This is a genomic window from Streptomyces krungchingensis (assembly GCF_054729265.1).
This window is the reverse complement of record NZ_JBPUKY010000001.1, coordinates 1729757-1745342: the sequence shown is the minus strand read 5'-3', so window position 1 is coordinate 1745342 and position 15586 is coordinate 1729757. Positions and strand designations below refer to the sequence as shown.

The 15586-nt window shown below is 67.3% G+C and carries 11 protein-coding genes and 1 pseudogene; 6 read left to right on the top strand and 6 right to left on the bottom strand.

The genetic code is table 11. The annotated features are described in order from the left end of the window. Positions 1 to 250 precede the first annotated feature (250 nt). From ACSYGO_RS07965 to ACSYGO_RS07955, 3 genes and pseudogenes are all read left to right on the top strand, one after another. Entirely contained in the window at positions 251 to 838 is a 588-nt protein-coding gene (locus ACSYGO_RS07965) for a MarR family winged helix-turn-helix transcriptional regulator (RefSeq protein WP_460386329.1), read from the top strand. A gap of 300 nt (positions 839 to 1138) precedes the next feature. Next, positions 1139 to 1593 (top strand): annotated as a pseudogene (locus ACSYGO_RS07960) (fumarylacetoacetate hydrolase family protein); the annotation flags it as partial. A gap of 43 nt (positions 1594 to 1636) precedes the next feature. Then, a complete protein-coding gene (locus tag ACSYGO_RS07955) occupies positions 1637 to 3001 on the top strand; it encodes a pyridoxal phosphate-dependent decarboxylase family protein (RefSeq protein ID WP_460386328.1) in 1365 nt (454 codons plus the stop codon). Positions 3002 to 3250: 249 nt separating this feature from the next. On the opposite strand, the gene ACSYGO_RS07950 is transcribed toward ACSYGO_RS07955, so the two are convergent. After that, a complete protein-coding gene (locus ACSYGO_RS07950) occupies positions 3251 to 3394 on the bottom strand; it encodes a hypothetical protein (RefSeq protein ID WP_460386327.1) in 144 nt (47 codons plus the stop codon). Between the two features lie 1184 nt (positions 3395 to 4578). Here ACSYGO_RS07950 and ACSYGO_RS07945 point away from each other — a divergent pair. Then, on the top strand, positions 4579 to 4956 hold the full coding sequence (locus ACSYGO_RS07945; protein ID WP_460386326.1) for an SH3 domain-containing protein: 378 nt from the start codon (positions 4579 to 4581) through the stop codon (positions 4954 to 4956). Between the two features lie 19 nt (positions 4957 to 4975). Here ACSYGO_RS07945 and ACSYGO_RS07940 read toward each other — a convergent pair whose 3' ends face one another. The 5 genes from ACSYGO_RS07940 to ACSYGO_RS07920 form a co-directional block, all read right to left on the bottom strand. Continuing rightward, a complete protein-coding gene (locus tag ACSYGO_RS07940) occupies positions 4976 to 5950 on the bottom strand; it encodes a hypothetical protein (protein WP_460386325.1) in 975 nt (324 codons plus the stop codon). 602 nt (positions 5951 to 6552) lie between these two features. Then, positions 6553 to 7641, bottom strand: coding sequence for an S-(hydroxymethyl)mycothiol dehydrogenase (locus ACSYGO_RS07935; protein ID WP_460389686.1), 1089 nt, complete (start codon positions 7639 to 7641; stop codon positions 6553 to 6555). 590 nt (positions 7642 to 8231) lie between these two features. After that, positions 8232 to 10955 carry a helix-turn-helix transcriptional regulator gene (locus ACSYGO_RS07930; RefSeq protein WP_460386324.1) on the bottom strand — a complete coding sequence of 908 codons (2724 nt, stop codon included), beginning with the start codon at positions 10953 to 10955 and terminating at the stop codon, positions 8232 to 8234. Positions 10956 to 11160: 205 nt separating this feature from the next. Then, positions 11161 to 11493, bottom strand: coding sequence for a WhiB family transcriptional regulator (locus ACSYGO_RS07925; RefSeq protein ID WP_460386323.1), 333 nt, complete (start codon positions 11491 to 11493; stop codon positions 11161 to 11163). 190 nt (positions 11494 to 11683) lie between these two features. Then, a complete protein-coding gene (locus ACSYGO_RS07920; protein WP_460386322.1) occupies positions 11684 to 12658 on the bottom strand; it encodes an alpha/beta hydrolase in 975 nt (324 codons plus the stop codon). A 411-nt stretch (positions 12659 to 13069) separates the two neighbouring features. On the opposite strand from ACSYGO_RS07920, the gene ACSYGO_RS07915 reads away from it, so the two are divergent. Both ACSYGO_RS07915 and ACSYGO_RS07910 read left to right on the top strand, forming a co-directional pair. Next, positions 13070 to 14029: an AraC-like ligand-binding domain-containing protein gene (locus tag ACSYGO_RS07915; protein ID WP_460386321.1), complete on the top strand. Its 960-nt coding sequence runs from the start codon at positions 13070 to 13072 to the stop codon at positions 14027 to 14029. A 330-nt stretch (positions 14030 to 14359) separates the two neighbouring features. Then, positions 14360 to 15529 carry an NAD-dependent formate dehydrogenase gene (locus tag ACSYGO_RS07910; protein WP_460386320.1) on the top strand — a complete coding sequence of 390 codons (1170 nt, stop codon included), beginning with the start codon at positions 14360 to 14362 and terminating at the stop codon, positions 15527 to 15529. The last annotated feature ends 57 nt before the right edge of the window (positions 15530 to 15586 follow it).

The window sequence follows — 15586 nt, the reverse complement described above, 5'->3', positions numbered from 1 at the left end:
CCTCGTTCACGCTGATCAGACAGCGGGCAAGCGTCCTGCCCCTATGCACAGTGGGTAGTGCCGGCGTGCAGGAGCAGGGAGTGGTGCCGGGCGAATGGTTGGGGAAGTGGGCCCAGTGGATCTCGGCGCGTTCGCGGAACTCCCAGTCGATGCCCTTGTGCATCCAGGAGGAAGGGGTCGGTCCGGGAGTCTTCCGGGATACATTTGGCTGCAAACGAACTTGTCGGCGGTCCCGCGCCGCCCAGACGCAGTGGAGGAGTCTTTGCCCGCGCCCCGCCGATCCATCACCGAGACCGAGCAGGCAGTACAGCGCAGGCTGGGCGGCCTGACACTGCAGCGCGAAGCCATGGCCGCCGTGGGCAACATCCATCGGGCCGCCGCAGCTGTCCGCCAGCACCTGGAGAACTCGGTGCTGCGGCCGCAGGAACTGACGTGGACCGGCTTCGTGGTGCTATGGGTGTTGTGGATCTGGGGCGAGGCGGAGACCTGGTCGGTGGCCGAGGAGGCGGGCATCTCGAAGGGGACCCTGACTGGCATCTCGCGCACCCTTGAATCCCGCGGCATCGTCGCCCGCGCACCCCATCCCGAGGATCGTCGCCGGGTCCTGCTCTCGCTGACGCCTCAGGGGGAGAGCCTTATGGAGGAGCTCTTCCCGGCGTTCAACGCGGAAGAGGCCTTCGTCGCCTCCTCGCTCAGCCCCGACCAGTGCCTCCAGCTCGCCGAAAGTCTGCGTGCCATCGTCAGCCGGCTCGAGGAGCACGGCGAGCAGCGCAGGCGCGAGCTGCTCGACGGCGAGAACCTGGCGCCGCGGCGTTCGGGCCGCCGCCCGCGGACGTAGCCGAGCCGTCAAGTTCCGTCTTTGATGGCGCGCTCGGCGTCAAAGGTGGTGTGGGTGCCCCGGCTCTTCGAGACCCGCCGCCCGGCTAAATGTTTGGGGTCAAAATTCGCGGCATCCCTTGACACTCCTGCGTCCCGGCTGTCTATTTGGGCCCAAACGAATTGAGGCTGGGACATGACCGCGAGCCCCAAGCTGTCATCGCCGGGATACCTGTTGACACTCGGCACCGGAATCACGGCAAACGCGTCGCCTCCAGCGAGACGATCCCCGACAACTCACCGACCGACGGGAGAGTTCGGGGTGATCGCCGGCTACACCATCGCCAAGGACTACGGACTGCACGATTTCCGTGAGACCGATGCCGGCTCCATGCTCCGCGTCACAGGGTCCGACACCCTCTGTCCACGGCGAGCGGGTGCGTACCTACGTGAACAGCCGCATAGTCCAGGACTGCTCGACGGATGAGATGACCCGGGACATGCAATACCTCATTGTCGACGTCGCCCGCAGCAAAACCCTGTACCCCGGAGCTGTTCTCCTTTTCGGTACCCCGGCCGACTCGCGTCCCGTCCAGCCGGGCGACGTCGTCGAGGTCAAGGTCGCAGGCCTGGGACGCCTGACCAATCACATCGTCACCGGTCCCACCCTCCATGCGCGGCGGCGTCGGAGCCGAGCCCACCGAGTCCGAGGACGTGCTGTCCACCGCGCTCGGCGGGGACTGGGAGTTCCGCGGCATCCGCCCGCCGCGGCGCTAGGTCCGGACGACGTCAATACACCAGAATCAAGGAGAGTGACGGGATGGACCTGACCAGTTGGTTGGCCGCGGCGGTCGCGTCGAACGCCGAATGGGCGAAAACCTTCGGCCCCTTTGACCCGCATCCGGCGCTGGCAGTCGACGACAGTCGGTTTGCCGCCGCGTTCGAGGTCTTCACCGAGCGGCTGACAGACAACTACCCCTTCTTCCACCCCCGCTACGCAGGTCAGATGCTCAAGCCTCCCCACCCGGCGGCCGTGGTGGGCTACCTGACCGCGATGCTGATCAACCCGAACAACCACGCCCTGGACGGCGGGCCGGCCACCGCCGCGATGGAGCGTGAGGTCATCCAGCAGTTGGCTGCAATGTTCGGCTACGAGACCCACCTGGGGCACCTCACCACCAGCGGCACCATCGCCAACCTCGAGGCTCTCTTCGTGGCCCGCGAACTGCACCCGGGCAAGGGCATCGCCTACAGCACCGAGGCTCACTACACTCACGGCCGGATGTGCGGCGTCCTTGGCATGCAAGGCTTCCCCGTCCCCACCGACGACCTCGGCCGCATGGACCTTGACGCGCTGGAGGACCTGCTGCGCGGTGGAGAGGTCGGAACGGTAGTACTCACTGCCGGCACCACCGGTCTCGGCGCGATCGATCCGATCCACGAGGCACTGGCGCTGCGCGAGCGGTACGGCATACGGATCCACGCCGACGCCGCCTACGGCGGATTCTTCACACTGCTGGCCGGTGCGGACGGTCCAGAAGGCCTGCCGGCAGAGCCCTGGCAGGCCGTCGCCCAAGCCGACTCCATCGTCGTAGACCCACACAAGCACGGTTTGCAGCCCTACGGCTGCGGCGCCGTCCTCTTCCGCGACCCTTCGGTCGGCCGGTTCTACCTCCACGACTCCCCCTACACCTACTTCACCTCCGAGGAACTGCATCTGGGCGAAATCAGCCTGGAGTGCTCCCGGGCGGGTGCGGCAGCCGCCGCGCTGTGGCTCACCTTCCGACTGCTGCCACCCACGCACGAGGGACTTGGCCAGGTGCTGGCAGCCAGCAGGCGCGCCGCACTGCGCTGGGCGGAGCTGATTGAAGGGTCCGAACACCTGGAGCTCTACCAACCCCCGCAGCTCGACATCGTCAGCTACTTCCCGCTGGTAGCCGATCCCTCCCTCTCGGCAATTGATGCGGCCAGCCACCGGGTCCTGCAGGAGGGAATGACCGACAGCCATGACCCGGTCTTCCTCAGCACACTTCGCGTCGGAGCCGAGCGCTTCACCGCCCGCCACCCCAAGATCACGGCCAATGCCGACGGCGCACGGATCTTGCGCAGCGTACTTATGAAGCCCGAATCCGAGACCTACGTCGAGCACCTGCATCAGCAGTTGGAACGGCTAGCCCGCTCATGACGGCTCAGGCGCCACCGGCTCACCACAGCCCCACTGACGGTGAGCCGGACGCCAAACCCGAACTCACGCTACGGCGCACCCCCTTGCCGCCGAGGCGCTGCGTCCCCGCAGGAGGCGCTCCCGCCCCTGGAGCACGACGACATGGCCAGTGTCCGCGGACGTCCACCCCAATAGGGCGACAGCATCGCCGACCGAATCAACCAAGCCATCGACCCCGGCGGCAGCCGTGGGTGAGCCCTCATCCGCGCCCTAGTGCACGATCCCGACGACCCACGGCTGCCCCGGTGAGCCGCCGCATGGGGCAGCGCCGCTTCGCGTCGGGAAGCCAGCTCCGGCCACCTGCTCGGCGGCCACCGTCGCCTCGCGGAACAGGCGGCTGAAGTCAGCCAGCATGGCGAGCCTCCATCTCCGCAAGCCGACGTACGGAGTCCATCCACCAGGTCGTTTCGGGTTCAGATGCAGCGGACCTTCCCGCAGGTGCGCGGTGCCGAAGAAGCGCGCGTTCCACGGCCAAGCACGTCAGGGGAGGGCGCCTTCGCGTCTGACTCCGTGCTGCGACACTCACATTTGCCGAACCTCCGACAGGAAAGCCGCAGTACGGCAGGAGCCCCCGGGCCGGCACCTGATCCGGACCTTGGACCGCCAGAGGCACAGCTTCCAGTCAGCCCGCTTCAGCCACTTTCCCCACAGTCGCCCGTACGCAGGATGCGGACCAGGGGAGCGCGTCAGTCGGAGCACTACCCCTGGACGGGAAGATCCGGATGAGTAGCCAGAAAGATCATTTAGGCAATGGCCATGGTTGCCCCCAGGAGGGACAGCACACCACCTACCACGGCCCGCGGCCTGCTTGCCCGGCCCAACCTTGATGCGCGGAACTCGACGTAGGCCGAGACGAGGCCGACGAGCGCCAGGGGCAGCGAGATGAAGCAGACCAGGATCCAGAACGGGCAGCACAACCAGCACGCAATCGAAGCCCCGCCGAACCAGACCGCAAGCTCTGCCCTTGCTCGCGTCTCGTCCGTTGCGCCGACAGAGGTCACGAACTGATCTAAGCAGAACACCAGTAGGAATTGCACAGCAGGTGGCGTCCGATCAAGGCTTCGGTCGACGACACCGGGTGGCACGTCAACGCCGCCAGTGCGGCGGAGTAACGCACCACAACCGCACCCGAGCGAGCGAGCACCTTTTGCCGTAATCATTCCCGCAATTGCTCGGGCGGTCCGAGCATCGGCTCGCGCGACCATGCCCGCAGGCGTGGGGAGTAGACCCCGGGCCAACGATGACTTTGGCGACACGGCGGGACGCACTCGAAGGCGGGCGTACCTACGTCGAGGGCCATGCCGAAGTTCCGGAGACGACCGGGGGGTTGACTGCATTCCACATCTGGCTGGCGTCTTCGCCTTGTCCCGGCCTGTCCGGGACACCCCAATGCTTGTCCGGGACAGGGTGAACGCCTTGTCGGCCACTCGTGCTCTGCGGCAGCGTCTATGGCGTCGCCCGGCCCACGAGACCCATGAGGCCCACGGGTCAGTCGCGACGATCACTCATGCCACCCACCAGCGACTCTTGGAGCGCACATGCGTATACGTCATGCCCTGATGGGCGCCACCGCGGGTGCCGCACTCGTCCTCGGCGGCCTTGCTGCCCCGGCCGTCCAGGCCGCCGACGCCAGCACCAGCGCGGTCACCTGCGGGAACGCATACTGGCCGCACTCCGACAAGGACCGCGGCTCCGGACAGATCTCCAAGTCCGGTAGCGCCGCGGTGCACACGGGGCCGTACGGCGACTGCCAGATCGTGGGATACGTCGCGGAGGGCACCACGGTCTTGTACGACTGCTACTCGGTGAACGACTACGGCAACACCTGGACCTGGGTCCGCGACAGCAGCGGCAGCAGCCTCGGCTGGGTCTATGACGCCTATCTCGACGATGGGGGCTCCACGGCACGCTGCTGACCGACCGGCGCCCTGTGGATCAGGTACTGCTGATCAGGTACTGCTCGTCACGGCCGCCGTCGCATGACCGGAAGGTAGCCTCGGTACCCTCCCGCGGCGTCGGCCGGGCCGCAGTCACGCATCGGCCGACGTCGAGGCGGAACACAAAGGCGGGCGACTCACCATCGTTGCCCGGCACGAGCTGGATCCGAAAGCGGGTTGCCGCGGCGCACGCATCCCGCGGTTCGAGCAGGCCACGGGCGGGCCCGCTGGTGAGCGCCTTGAGGCAACCGGTGCCCTGTACAGGGTGGCGCCAACGTATCCGGTAGGTCCCGCCTCCGGCCGGTACGAGGTCCGTGACCGGAGGCGTGGCCCGTAAGCAGGCCCGGTGCACCGCCACTTGGGAGGTGTACCGGCCGTCCTGGACAAAACCGTCGGTCAGGCACAGTGTGGGGGATTGCACCGGCCGCACGCGCACAGGGCCGCTGGGGATCGCGGCCGCAGTATCGGCGTCACTCCGACGTTCGCTACCGCGGCCGCCACCTTGCTCGCCGGTGTCGGGTCCGGTCGGGGCGAGGATCCAGGCGGCGAGGGTGAGTGCCGTGACTGCCGCACCGACCGCCACAAACCGCCAGCCCCGCCGCCGGGACCGGCCAAGCACCCCCTCATCGCCGACGGCCTCTTCAGCAGGCTCCCCGCTCGATTCGGCCGTTGTCTCGCGCAGGGCGATCCGCTCCCGCGCCGTCAGCCACCTATCCACCCACGCCTCGGACTCCGACTGGTTCCCCGTCGCGCACGCCCGTACAAAGGCGACCACCAGTTCCGGCCTCGGCAGCACGTCACGCGCGAGCGCGTTAGCAAGCGTGCTGCGCGCCAGCACCTCACCACGTGCCGCCGCCCGCTGCTCAAGTTCCCGGTAGGTGAACCCACAGGATTCCTTCACCTGCCGCAGTAGCGCTACGAACTCCTGTGCATCCGACGCCTGTTCGGGATGCGGCGCCTTCCGGGTCTCCATGACATACCAATGTCTCCGGCCGCCTGGGCACCCCACAATTTCCGATCACGCCATTTCCCAGAAGTCCCCTGAACCTCTCCGGCGACGCGGAGACCGTGAGCCCCACAGGCTGCTGCCTCAGACGGGCAGCGTGCTGCGAGGTCCGGCAAGCACTGCCGCTGCTCCACCCTGCGGAACTCGACGCGGTACACAGCAGGACGCTGCACGCCGTCTGGCGATGGACATCAGGGTGTCCTGGATGCAGCGTTGCACGTCCAAGCCCCGGTACTCGGCGCCATTCAAGTGCCCGTCGCGGGCGTACAACTGGCGGCCACACGATGCATGGCCGACCAGTCGGCCTGCATATCCCACCCGCCGGCCGCGCCCCCTGCGAGGGCTTGTTCGGCAGGCAGGCTCGGCACGGGACGTGCACAGTGCCACCGAGGGACAGCACGCATCGCCCGCCAGGCTGGCCCCGTCATCGGCGACCAGCCAGCAACGGCTCCGAACATCCGCTTCGGGGCGGTCTTACAGGAGCGCTGGGGCTGGCCGCCCTGCCGTCGGCTCCCGCCTACAAGAGCACTCTCGCCGGGTTGTGAACCCTCCCCGTGCACGGGGAGCCGTCACAGCACCACGACCGAGCGCAGCACGTCGCCCTTCTTCATTCGCTCGAAGGCCTCTTCCACATCGTTGATGCCAATGGTCTCGGAGACGAATGCACCGAGCGGCAAGCGTCCTTGCAGGTGCAGACTGATGAGTGTGGGGAAGTCCCGGGAGGGAAGGGCATCGCCGTACCAGGAGGACTTGAGCGAGCCGCCGCGCGAGAAGAAGTCCAGCAGTGGCATTTCGAGGGTCATCTCGGGGGTGGGGACGCCGACGAGGACGACAGTGCCGGCCAGATCGCGGGCGTAGAACGCCTGCTTGTACGTCTCGGGGCGGCCGACGGCGTCGATGACGACGTCGGCGCCGAAGCCGCCAGTCATCTCGCGGATGGCCTCGACCGGGTCGGTCTTCCGGGAGTTGACAGCGTCGGTGGCGCCCAGCGTGCGCGCCTTCTCCAGTTTCCCGTCGTCGATGTCGACCGCAATGATTTTCGTGGCTCCGGCGAGCTGTGCCCCGGCGATGGCCGCGTCGCCGACACCGCCACAGCCGATGACGGCGACAGAGTCGCCGCGGCCGACGTTGCCGGTGTTGATCGCGGCGCCGATGCCGGCCATCATGCCGCAGCCCAGCAGGCCTGCGACGGCCGGAGAGACGGACGAATCGACCTTGGTGCACTGGCCCGCGGCAACGAGGGTCTTCTCGGCGAAGGCGCCGATGCCTAGTGCCGGTGTGAGTTCCTGGCCGGTGGCGGCCAGGGTCATCTTCTGCTTCGCGTTGTGGGTGTTGAAGCAGTACTGGGGCCGCCCACGTCGGCAGGCGCGGCAGTCTCCGCACACTGCACGCCAGTTGAGGATGACGAAGTCACCCGGCGTCACATCGGTGACACCCTCGCCGACCGACTCCACGATCCCGGCGGCCTCGTGGCCGAGCAGGAACGGGAATTCGTCGGTGATGCCTCCTTGCTTGTAGTGGAGGTCGGTGTGACAGACACCGCAGGCCTGGATCTTCACGACCGCCTCGCCGGGCCCCGGATCGGGGATCACGATCGTCTCGACCCGCACGAGTTCGTCTCTCGCCGGTGAGACGACGCCGCGGACTTCCTGCGCCATGACCTGGCCCTTTCTCGTCAACGTGGCCTTGGTGCGGACCATACGCGCGACTGACACCACCGATCGGTAGCGACATGGACGCGGACTCGGAGTACCACTGGCGAGCGTTTCGTCGTCGACGCTGATCGCTGAAGAGTTGTCGGTTCTAGGGAGGCCCATTGCAGTGAGAGAAATCAGGGTGTTCGACCCGGGTTCCTCGAGGCGTCGGTCCAGGGTGAGCAGCTGGTCGCAGTCGGGGCAGCCCGGCGCGAGCGAGGCCCTGAGCTTTGAGCCAGGCCGGACAACCGATGGGACATGGGTATCTCCGCCAGGAACAGGGCCCTCGTCCAGCTGCCCTACGGACACAGCGTGACGGCGAGGGCTGCGTGAGTGGCGACGTCCATGCCGAAGGTCATCACGCGGCGTGACATCCTTCGAGATCCGCTGTAGATGCTCAGGCCGAGGTCGTGTGAGCGTCGAGGACCTCGAACGCAGGCCAGACCCCGTCCGGCGTAGAGGGGCCATCCCGCGGACCCCGGTATGGACCCGAAGCTGAACTTTTCGGCTACCTCGCCATCTGCGTGTCAGCCGTGTGGCATCAAGCCGTCAGGTCAGGCGTGGTGATTCGTAAGGTTCTGCAGCGCCTCGGCGAGCGCAGCACGGGAAGTGATGCCGAGCTTGGGATAGAGCTTGTACAAGTGGGTGGCGATGGTGCGGTGGGAAAGGTGCAGCCTGTCGCCTATTTCCTTGTTGCTCAGCCCGGTGGCCGCCAGCTGGGCGATGTGCAACTCCTGGGCGGTCAGGAGCGGTTGTGACGCATGGGATTCGGCAGTCGATACCCCCGCCGCCCGCAGGTGAGCCCTGGCCCGGTCGGCCCACGGCGCCGCACCCAGCTGAGAGAAGGTGTCCAAGGCAGACCGCAACTGGAAGCGCGCACGGGGAAGATCCCGGCGGCGGCGCAGCCACTCGCCGTGGGCGAGCTGGATGCGTGCTCGTTCAAAGGGCCAGCTGTCTGCCTCAGGCAGCGACAAGGCCGCCTCGTAGAGAGCTCCTGCCTGGTCTTCCGGTGCGACTAGCGCCATCGCGCCCGCTGTGATGAGCGCACTGCGCGACGACAGGTTGGCGACCCCTGCTCCCCGTGCCGCGGCAACATGGGCCCGCGCCATCGCCACGTCACCACCGCGAACAGCGGCCTCGGCCATGTCGAGCACGAGCTGCGAAAGGTAGGGAGCGTGATCCGGAAGTGCGCCATACGGGCTTATCGCCTTCGCCAGCCGGAATGCCTCGGCGTGGTCGCCGTCGCCGAGAACAGCGACGGTGCGAGCGTGTTGCGCCGCAGCCAGCAGAGCCTCGATGCCGCGCGGCGCGGCCCAGGCAGTGACCTGATCGCTTATTTCATGGGCAGTCGAGGCCATGCCGCGCGAGGCGTACAGCAGGGCGAGCTGGGAGCGGAAGAGATGGGCCAGAAAGGGATATCTGGTCGCCGTCGCGGTCTCCAACCCCTGCTGCGCCTGCTCGTGCGCCTCCTGCCACCATCCGCGCAGGTATGCCTCGCGCGCCAGTAGGAAAAGGGCGGCGAGACGGCTCGCCGTGGCCCCAGCGTCCTGCTCGCGCTGCACGATGTGCAGGAGGTGGGAACGCAGTTCGGCGATGGCGTCGATCTGGTACGCGGCGAACCCATACCTGACGGCCTGCCAGGGCTCGGCGGTGTCGGAGAGCATTTGGTGCGCGTGCCGGATCCCTTCGAGTACCGTCTGCGCGTTTGCTGTCGGCTCGGTGAGTGCATCTTTGTACAACCGGCTGAGGGGTGATGCCGTCGTGGGCAGACGCGCTGGATCGAATGCCTGCCGCAGCTCACTGCGGCCTCCGAACCAACAGCAGTTGAACAGCAGGATGTAGAGGGTGTCGTCGATGCTGTCGCTGCCACCGCCCGGGCTGGACTCCATCCGCAGAGCGCTGACCAGCAGCCGGTGGGCGGCGTTGAGATCGCCGTGGTGGTGCAGTAGCAGGTACGCGGAGGTGATGCGGGCCTCGCGGGCCGAGTCCAGGGGATTGCCCTGGGCTGACTGGGCCTCCTCCAGCAGCCGCCTCGACTCGTCGTGCAGCCCGCTCTGGCTGGCGACATAGGCCGCCTCGGTCAGTCGCCGGACCCGGTCGCTAGGGTCGGGGCTCAGCCCGGCGGAGTGCGTCAGCGCAGAGACGGCCGAGGCGGCACCACCGCGGCGGGCCGCCAGGGCGGCCGCTTCTTCAAGGGCAGCAGCCACTTCCTCGTCCGGCTCCACGGTTGCGGCGCCCAGGTGCCACGCCCGCCGCTCCGGATCGACCGCAGTGGCAGCCAGCGCCCGGTGCGCTGCGCGGCGTTCCTCCGCTCCGCACAGCTGGGTGACCGCAGTACGGACCGAAGGGTGACGGAAGTGCACGCGGCCGTGGCTGAGTCCGATCAAGCCCGCGTGTTCGGCAGTGAGCAGCGCGTCCAGGTCCCATTTCTCGCCCGCGCCAGCGCGAACTGTCTGAAGCAGGCCGGACTCCTCCAGGGCCGCCAGCAGCAGCAGGTGGCGTGAGGACAGAGGCAGAGTGCGAACCCGATCCGCGAAGAGGCTCTCCGGTGCACTGCTTGGCGTCAGGCCGCTCGGCAAAGGGTCGTGGCCGGTGCGTTGCCGGTCGGTCAGCAGTGTGGGCAGTTCCAGCAGGGCCAGCGGGTTACCGGCCGCCTCCTCGAGCACGCGGGCGCGCACAGCCGGAGCCAGGTCCCGGCAGTGATACGAGAGCAGTTGGCCGGCGGCCTCGTCGGCCAGCGGCTCCACGGCTTGCTCAGGGATTGTGGGCCGCTGGGCTTGGCCCTCCTGATCCGTGCGGCTCGCGGCAAGCAACATGATGGAGGTGTGCTGGAGCCTGTGGGCGATGAACGCCAGCACGCCGATGCTGGACCGGTCCATCCACTGAACGTCGTCGAGCACCAGGAGCAGGGGACGGGCTTGCGCTGCGGTGCACAGCAGCTCTAGCGAGGCGGTCGACACGGCCATCCGGTCGGGCAGCGCGCCCTCCGCCATGCCGAGGGCTAGTTCGAGGGCTTCTCGCAGCGGGGCCTTGAGCCCTGTGCTACTGCCCATCAGCGGATACAGCACCTGGTGCAGCCCGGCGAAGGCCAACTGTGCTTCGCACTCCACACCGGTGCCCCGCAGTACCAGGAAGCCGGCCGCTGCTGCCTGGGCCGTGGCGGCTTCCAGGAGGGCGGTCTTGCCGACTCCGGCTGCACCCCTCAGCAGCAGTGCAGAGTGCTGACTCCGGCCCTCGAACAGCGCTGCAATGGCTTGGAGGTCTTTGTCACGTCCCACGAGGCGAGGCCCAGCGGGAGCGGGATCCTGCGCCACGGCAGGACCGACAACACTGTCGGACCGCAAATGGACAGCAGCCATGTCTGTGGTTGCTCTCCTTCCGCGCGCTACCACCCCTCCACATTGGCCCGCGCTACCGCGGGCGTCACCGAAGAACCTACACCGTAACGCGCCCGGCACTAACCGCTGACCTGGCCATTTCCCTCTACGCGGGGTCTATGGGTGTAGTCGTGGCGGGCGCGAGAGGCGAGGTATCAGCCTTTGACCGCTTCGCCACCCGGGGGCGGCTCCTTCGATTGGATTCTGTGAGACCGCCCCAAACGCCGTACGGCTGTTGGGTGGTGACAGCGAAGTTACGGCACGAGCTCTGCACGGGGCATCGACGGCAGATTCTCCTGGCGGCGGCCTCTCTGTTGCGTTTGGCCTTCCCCCGCTCACCAGCGGGGGAGAAGAACACGGAACTGTCCATGTCGCGGCATGTTGCCTGCAGCTGCCAATCCCAGTGTTCGAGGACGGGCGCGAGATGGCGAGAGGACATGAAGCCGCTCCTTCGGAGGGAGTGATCACGTGGCAGGCGCCGCCGGCCCCCACACCGAGGTCACGATCGAGATAGGTGTGAAGTCCGGCGGCGCCGGGGTCGATACAGTCGAAATTAGGTGCAACCGGGCCATCCTCGGCGGCTACCGGGGAACCGAGCCTTGACTGCCAGTGCAGAACTGCAGACCGTTTCAGATGCTGGGGCGGGCATGCAGGGCGATGTGGAGAGTGTCCGACACCTGCATGGACGCCGCCCTGGCCGCCTGCGTGTCACGCAGGGCGTCCAGCACCGTGAATCCGTGGATCGTTCCGTGGTAGCGCAGGGCAACGACTGGGACGCCCGCGGCGCGCAGCTTGGCCGCGTACGCCTCGCCCTCGTCCCGTAGGACATCGGCCTCCGCCGTGATCACTAGGGCCGGCGGGAGCCCGGCGAGCTGGTCGAGCGGGGTGAGTAACGGCGACGCGGTGATCTGAGAGCGGGCATCCGCGTCGGTGGTGTATTGATCCCAGAACCAGCGCATCGTCTCGCGGCGCAGTAGATAGCCTTCGGCGAACTGGTGATACGACGCGGTATCGAAGTCCGCGTTGGTGACTGGGCACAGCAAAACCTGCTGGACGATGCGGACATCGCCGCGCTGCTTGGCCATGAGGGTCAGTGCTGCGACCATGTTGCCGCCCACCGAGTCGCCGGCCACGGCCAGCCGTGTGGGGTCCAGCCCCAGGCCGGCGCCATGGACGGTGATCCACTGGGCCACCGCGTAGTTCTGCTCGATGGCGACGGGATACTGGGCTGCAGGAGACAGGTCGTACTCCGGGAAGACGACCGCCGCATCGGCACCTACCGACAGTTCGCGCACCAGTCGGTCATGCGTGCAGGCACTGCCGAACACCCACCCCGGACCATGCAGATACAAGATCACCGGAAGCTTCTCCGGGCAGTCCGGCGGCCTGACGATACGCGTTCTCACATGACCCGTAGGGCCCCCGGGCAGGGCCAGCCACTGCTCGTCGACATCCGGCCGTTCACTCGGGTGGCACTGCAAGGCCTTCAGGGTTTCCTCCGCCTTGGCCAGCCCGAGATCGGGAAGGAACGGCGGCCGAGCGTGCGCATCGGCGAGCGCCTGCGCTGCGGGCTCCAGTATGGGTAGCGGTCGCGTGGTGGACACGTGGTCTCCTCGACGTGGGCAGTACTTGTGACGACTCCCGTGCCGCCCGCCTGGAGCGAGACTTCTTGGGCCGCCTGCACAACCCCTGGCTTCGCCCGGCTTAGAGAGTCGGGCGGCTGGGCGCGGTCCAGTTGTCGTGACCTTAGGCACCGGCGTCTTCAGCAGTTGACTGAGAGCGCACGTCGGGTGTTCCAGCAGCGCACCCGTCGCGGCCACTGACAGGTCCCGGTGCCGCATCCGCGCGGTATCAGCATTTCGCCAGTCATTTGACGTACGTATTCGGCCGCAGGATTCCGGACGATTCCAGGGGCCGTCGACACGCTGCGCCAAGCATGCTGAGCGCGTCCGCTGTGGCGTTCCCGGCGGCAGTGGGCGCCGGCCGCCGTACTGACTCCCACCCATGGAGACACGATGAGTCTGGTTGTCACGACCGAAGACGTCCCGGACGGAGAAAGACGCGACTACTGGCACAACGTTGTCATGGAGACGTTCGTGCCGCTCAACGTGGCGATCACCCAGGACGGCTCGTTCTCCGGCAACATCACGACCGACCACCTCAGCTACCTACAGGTGTCGACGGTTGAAGCCGACGCCGAGCACGTGACGCGCACCGAGAGCCTGATCAGCCGGGCCGTAGAGGAATACCTGCTGGTCGGACTGCAGGACGCCGGGCCAGGGGTGGTCTCCCAGGACGGTCGACAGGCCCAGTTGGGGCCGGGCGACATCGCGCTCTACGACACGACCCGGCCCTACACGCTGGACTTCCAGGAACACTTCCGCATGAAGGTCTTCCAGTTGCCGAAGCGGCTGCTCGCGGTTACACAGGACGACCTGCGCCTCGTCACGGGGACGACCATCCGGTCCGATGAGGGTGTGGGTGCGCTGCTGTCACCGTTCCTGTCCGCCCTTTCCGACAAAGCGGCGGACTACCACCCCGCAGCTGGCGAAAGACTCGCAGGCAATGTGGCAGATCTGCTGGCCACCTTGGTGTCCGAACGACTCGGCAAAGAAGCCGACCGGGACACCATCCGCGGCACACACGCGCTGCGGATCAAGCTGTACATCAATCAGCGGCTCGCCGACCCCGAACTGACGCCGGAACTCATCGCCAACGCTCACCACATCTCGGTCCGCTACCTGCACAAAATATTCGAAGAGGAGGGCCTGACGGTCAGCAGATGGATCCAGCGCCGTCGGCTCGAGGAGTGCCGCAGGGAACTGCGGAGGCGCGCCGCGACCAACCCCACGGTCGGAGCGATCGCCCACCGCTGGGGCTTCACCAGCGTTGCCCACTTCAGCAGGGCGTTCCGCGCCACCTACGGCATGTCCCCGAGCGAGTGGCGCGCCGGACAGGGCTCCGAGCCCGCATGACCGGCCAGTGGACACGATAACGGCTGGACACTGGACGACCGCCTCACCGACGACCAGCCCGGCCGAGGGCTTCGGCCCTCACCCGCTCCGGAAACGACGCGGAGGGGTTCGGGCGCACCGCCGTCTCCTTTCCCGTTCCCCGTGATCGCGCACGTGCGACCACAACGAAGGGTGCACACCGGGACAAAACCCAGTGCGTTCACCGTCAACGCGATCCCGGCGAAGGTCATTACGGTTCCCAGTGCTGCGCGAGCACTTCACTCACGCAGCGCGAATGGGAACACCCCTCGAGCGTTCCCCGCGGTCCCTACTTTTCTTGCGGAGAATTTCATGGCAAAAATCGTCTGCGTCCTCTTCCCCGATCCTGCCGATGGGTATCCCCCGAGGTACGCGCGGGACACCATCCCCGTTATCGATGGCTACGCGGGAGGACAAGCGCTGCCTCGGCCCGAAGGGCTTGACTTCAGCCCCGGCGAGCTGGTCGGCAGCGTCTCGGGCGAATTGGGACTCCGGTCCTTTCTCGAGGAGCACGGTCACACGCTCGTCGTAACCTCGGACAAGGAGGGGCCCGACTCGGTGCTGGACAGGGAACTGTCAGACGCCGACGTGCTCATCTCGCAGCCCTTTTGGCCGGCCTACCTGACCGCCGAACGAATCGCGCGCGCCCCCAAGTTGAAGCTGGCCATCACCGCCGGCATCGGCTCCGACCACGTTGACCTCAATGCGGCCATCGCCCGTGACATCACGGTCGCCGAAGTCACCTACAGCAACAGCATCAGCGTTGCCGAGCACGCGGTCATGCTCACCCTCTCCTTGGTGCGCAACTATCTTCCTTCGCACCAGTGGGTCGCAGAAGGCGGATGGAACATCGGCGACAGCGTCGCCCGCGCCTACGACCTGGAGGGAATGGACGTCGGCGTCATCGCAGCCGGCCGCATCGGCCAGGCGGTGCTGCGTCGGCTGGCCCCCTTCGGCGTCAAGCTGCACTACACCGACAAGCGCCGCCTGCCCGTAGCCATCGAAGAGGAACTCGGGCTCACCTTCCACCCCGACGCCCGTTCACTCGCCCGCGCATGCGACGTCGTCTCGATCCACGCCCCGCTGCACCCCGAGACCGAGGGCCTGTTCGACGACGCGCTGATCTCGTCCATGCGGCGTGGCTCGTACATAGTCAACTGCGCCCGCGCCCAGATCGTCGACCGCGACGCAGTCGTACAGGCCCTGCAGTTCGGACAGTTGGCCGGCTACGCGGGAGATGTCTGGTACCCGCAGCCGCCGGAAGCGGACCACCCTTGGCGCACCGCTCCGCACAACGGAATGACCCCGCACGTCTCCGGCGCGTCCTTGTCGGCCCAGGCACGCTACGCGGCTGGTACGCGGGAGATCCTGGAAGCCTGGCTCGCGGGACGACCGATCCGCGACGAGTACCTCATCGTGGACGGCGGCCACCTCGCTGGCACCGGCGCCGTCTCCTACACCGCAGGTGGCGCAGGACATTGACGCGAGGCGCATACGCCCCGCAGTACAGAACGCGCCATCGCAGCCAGCGTGCAGGCA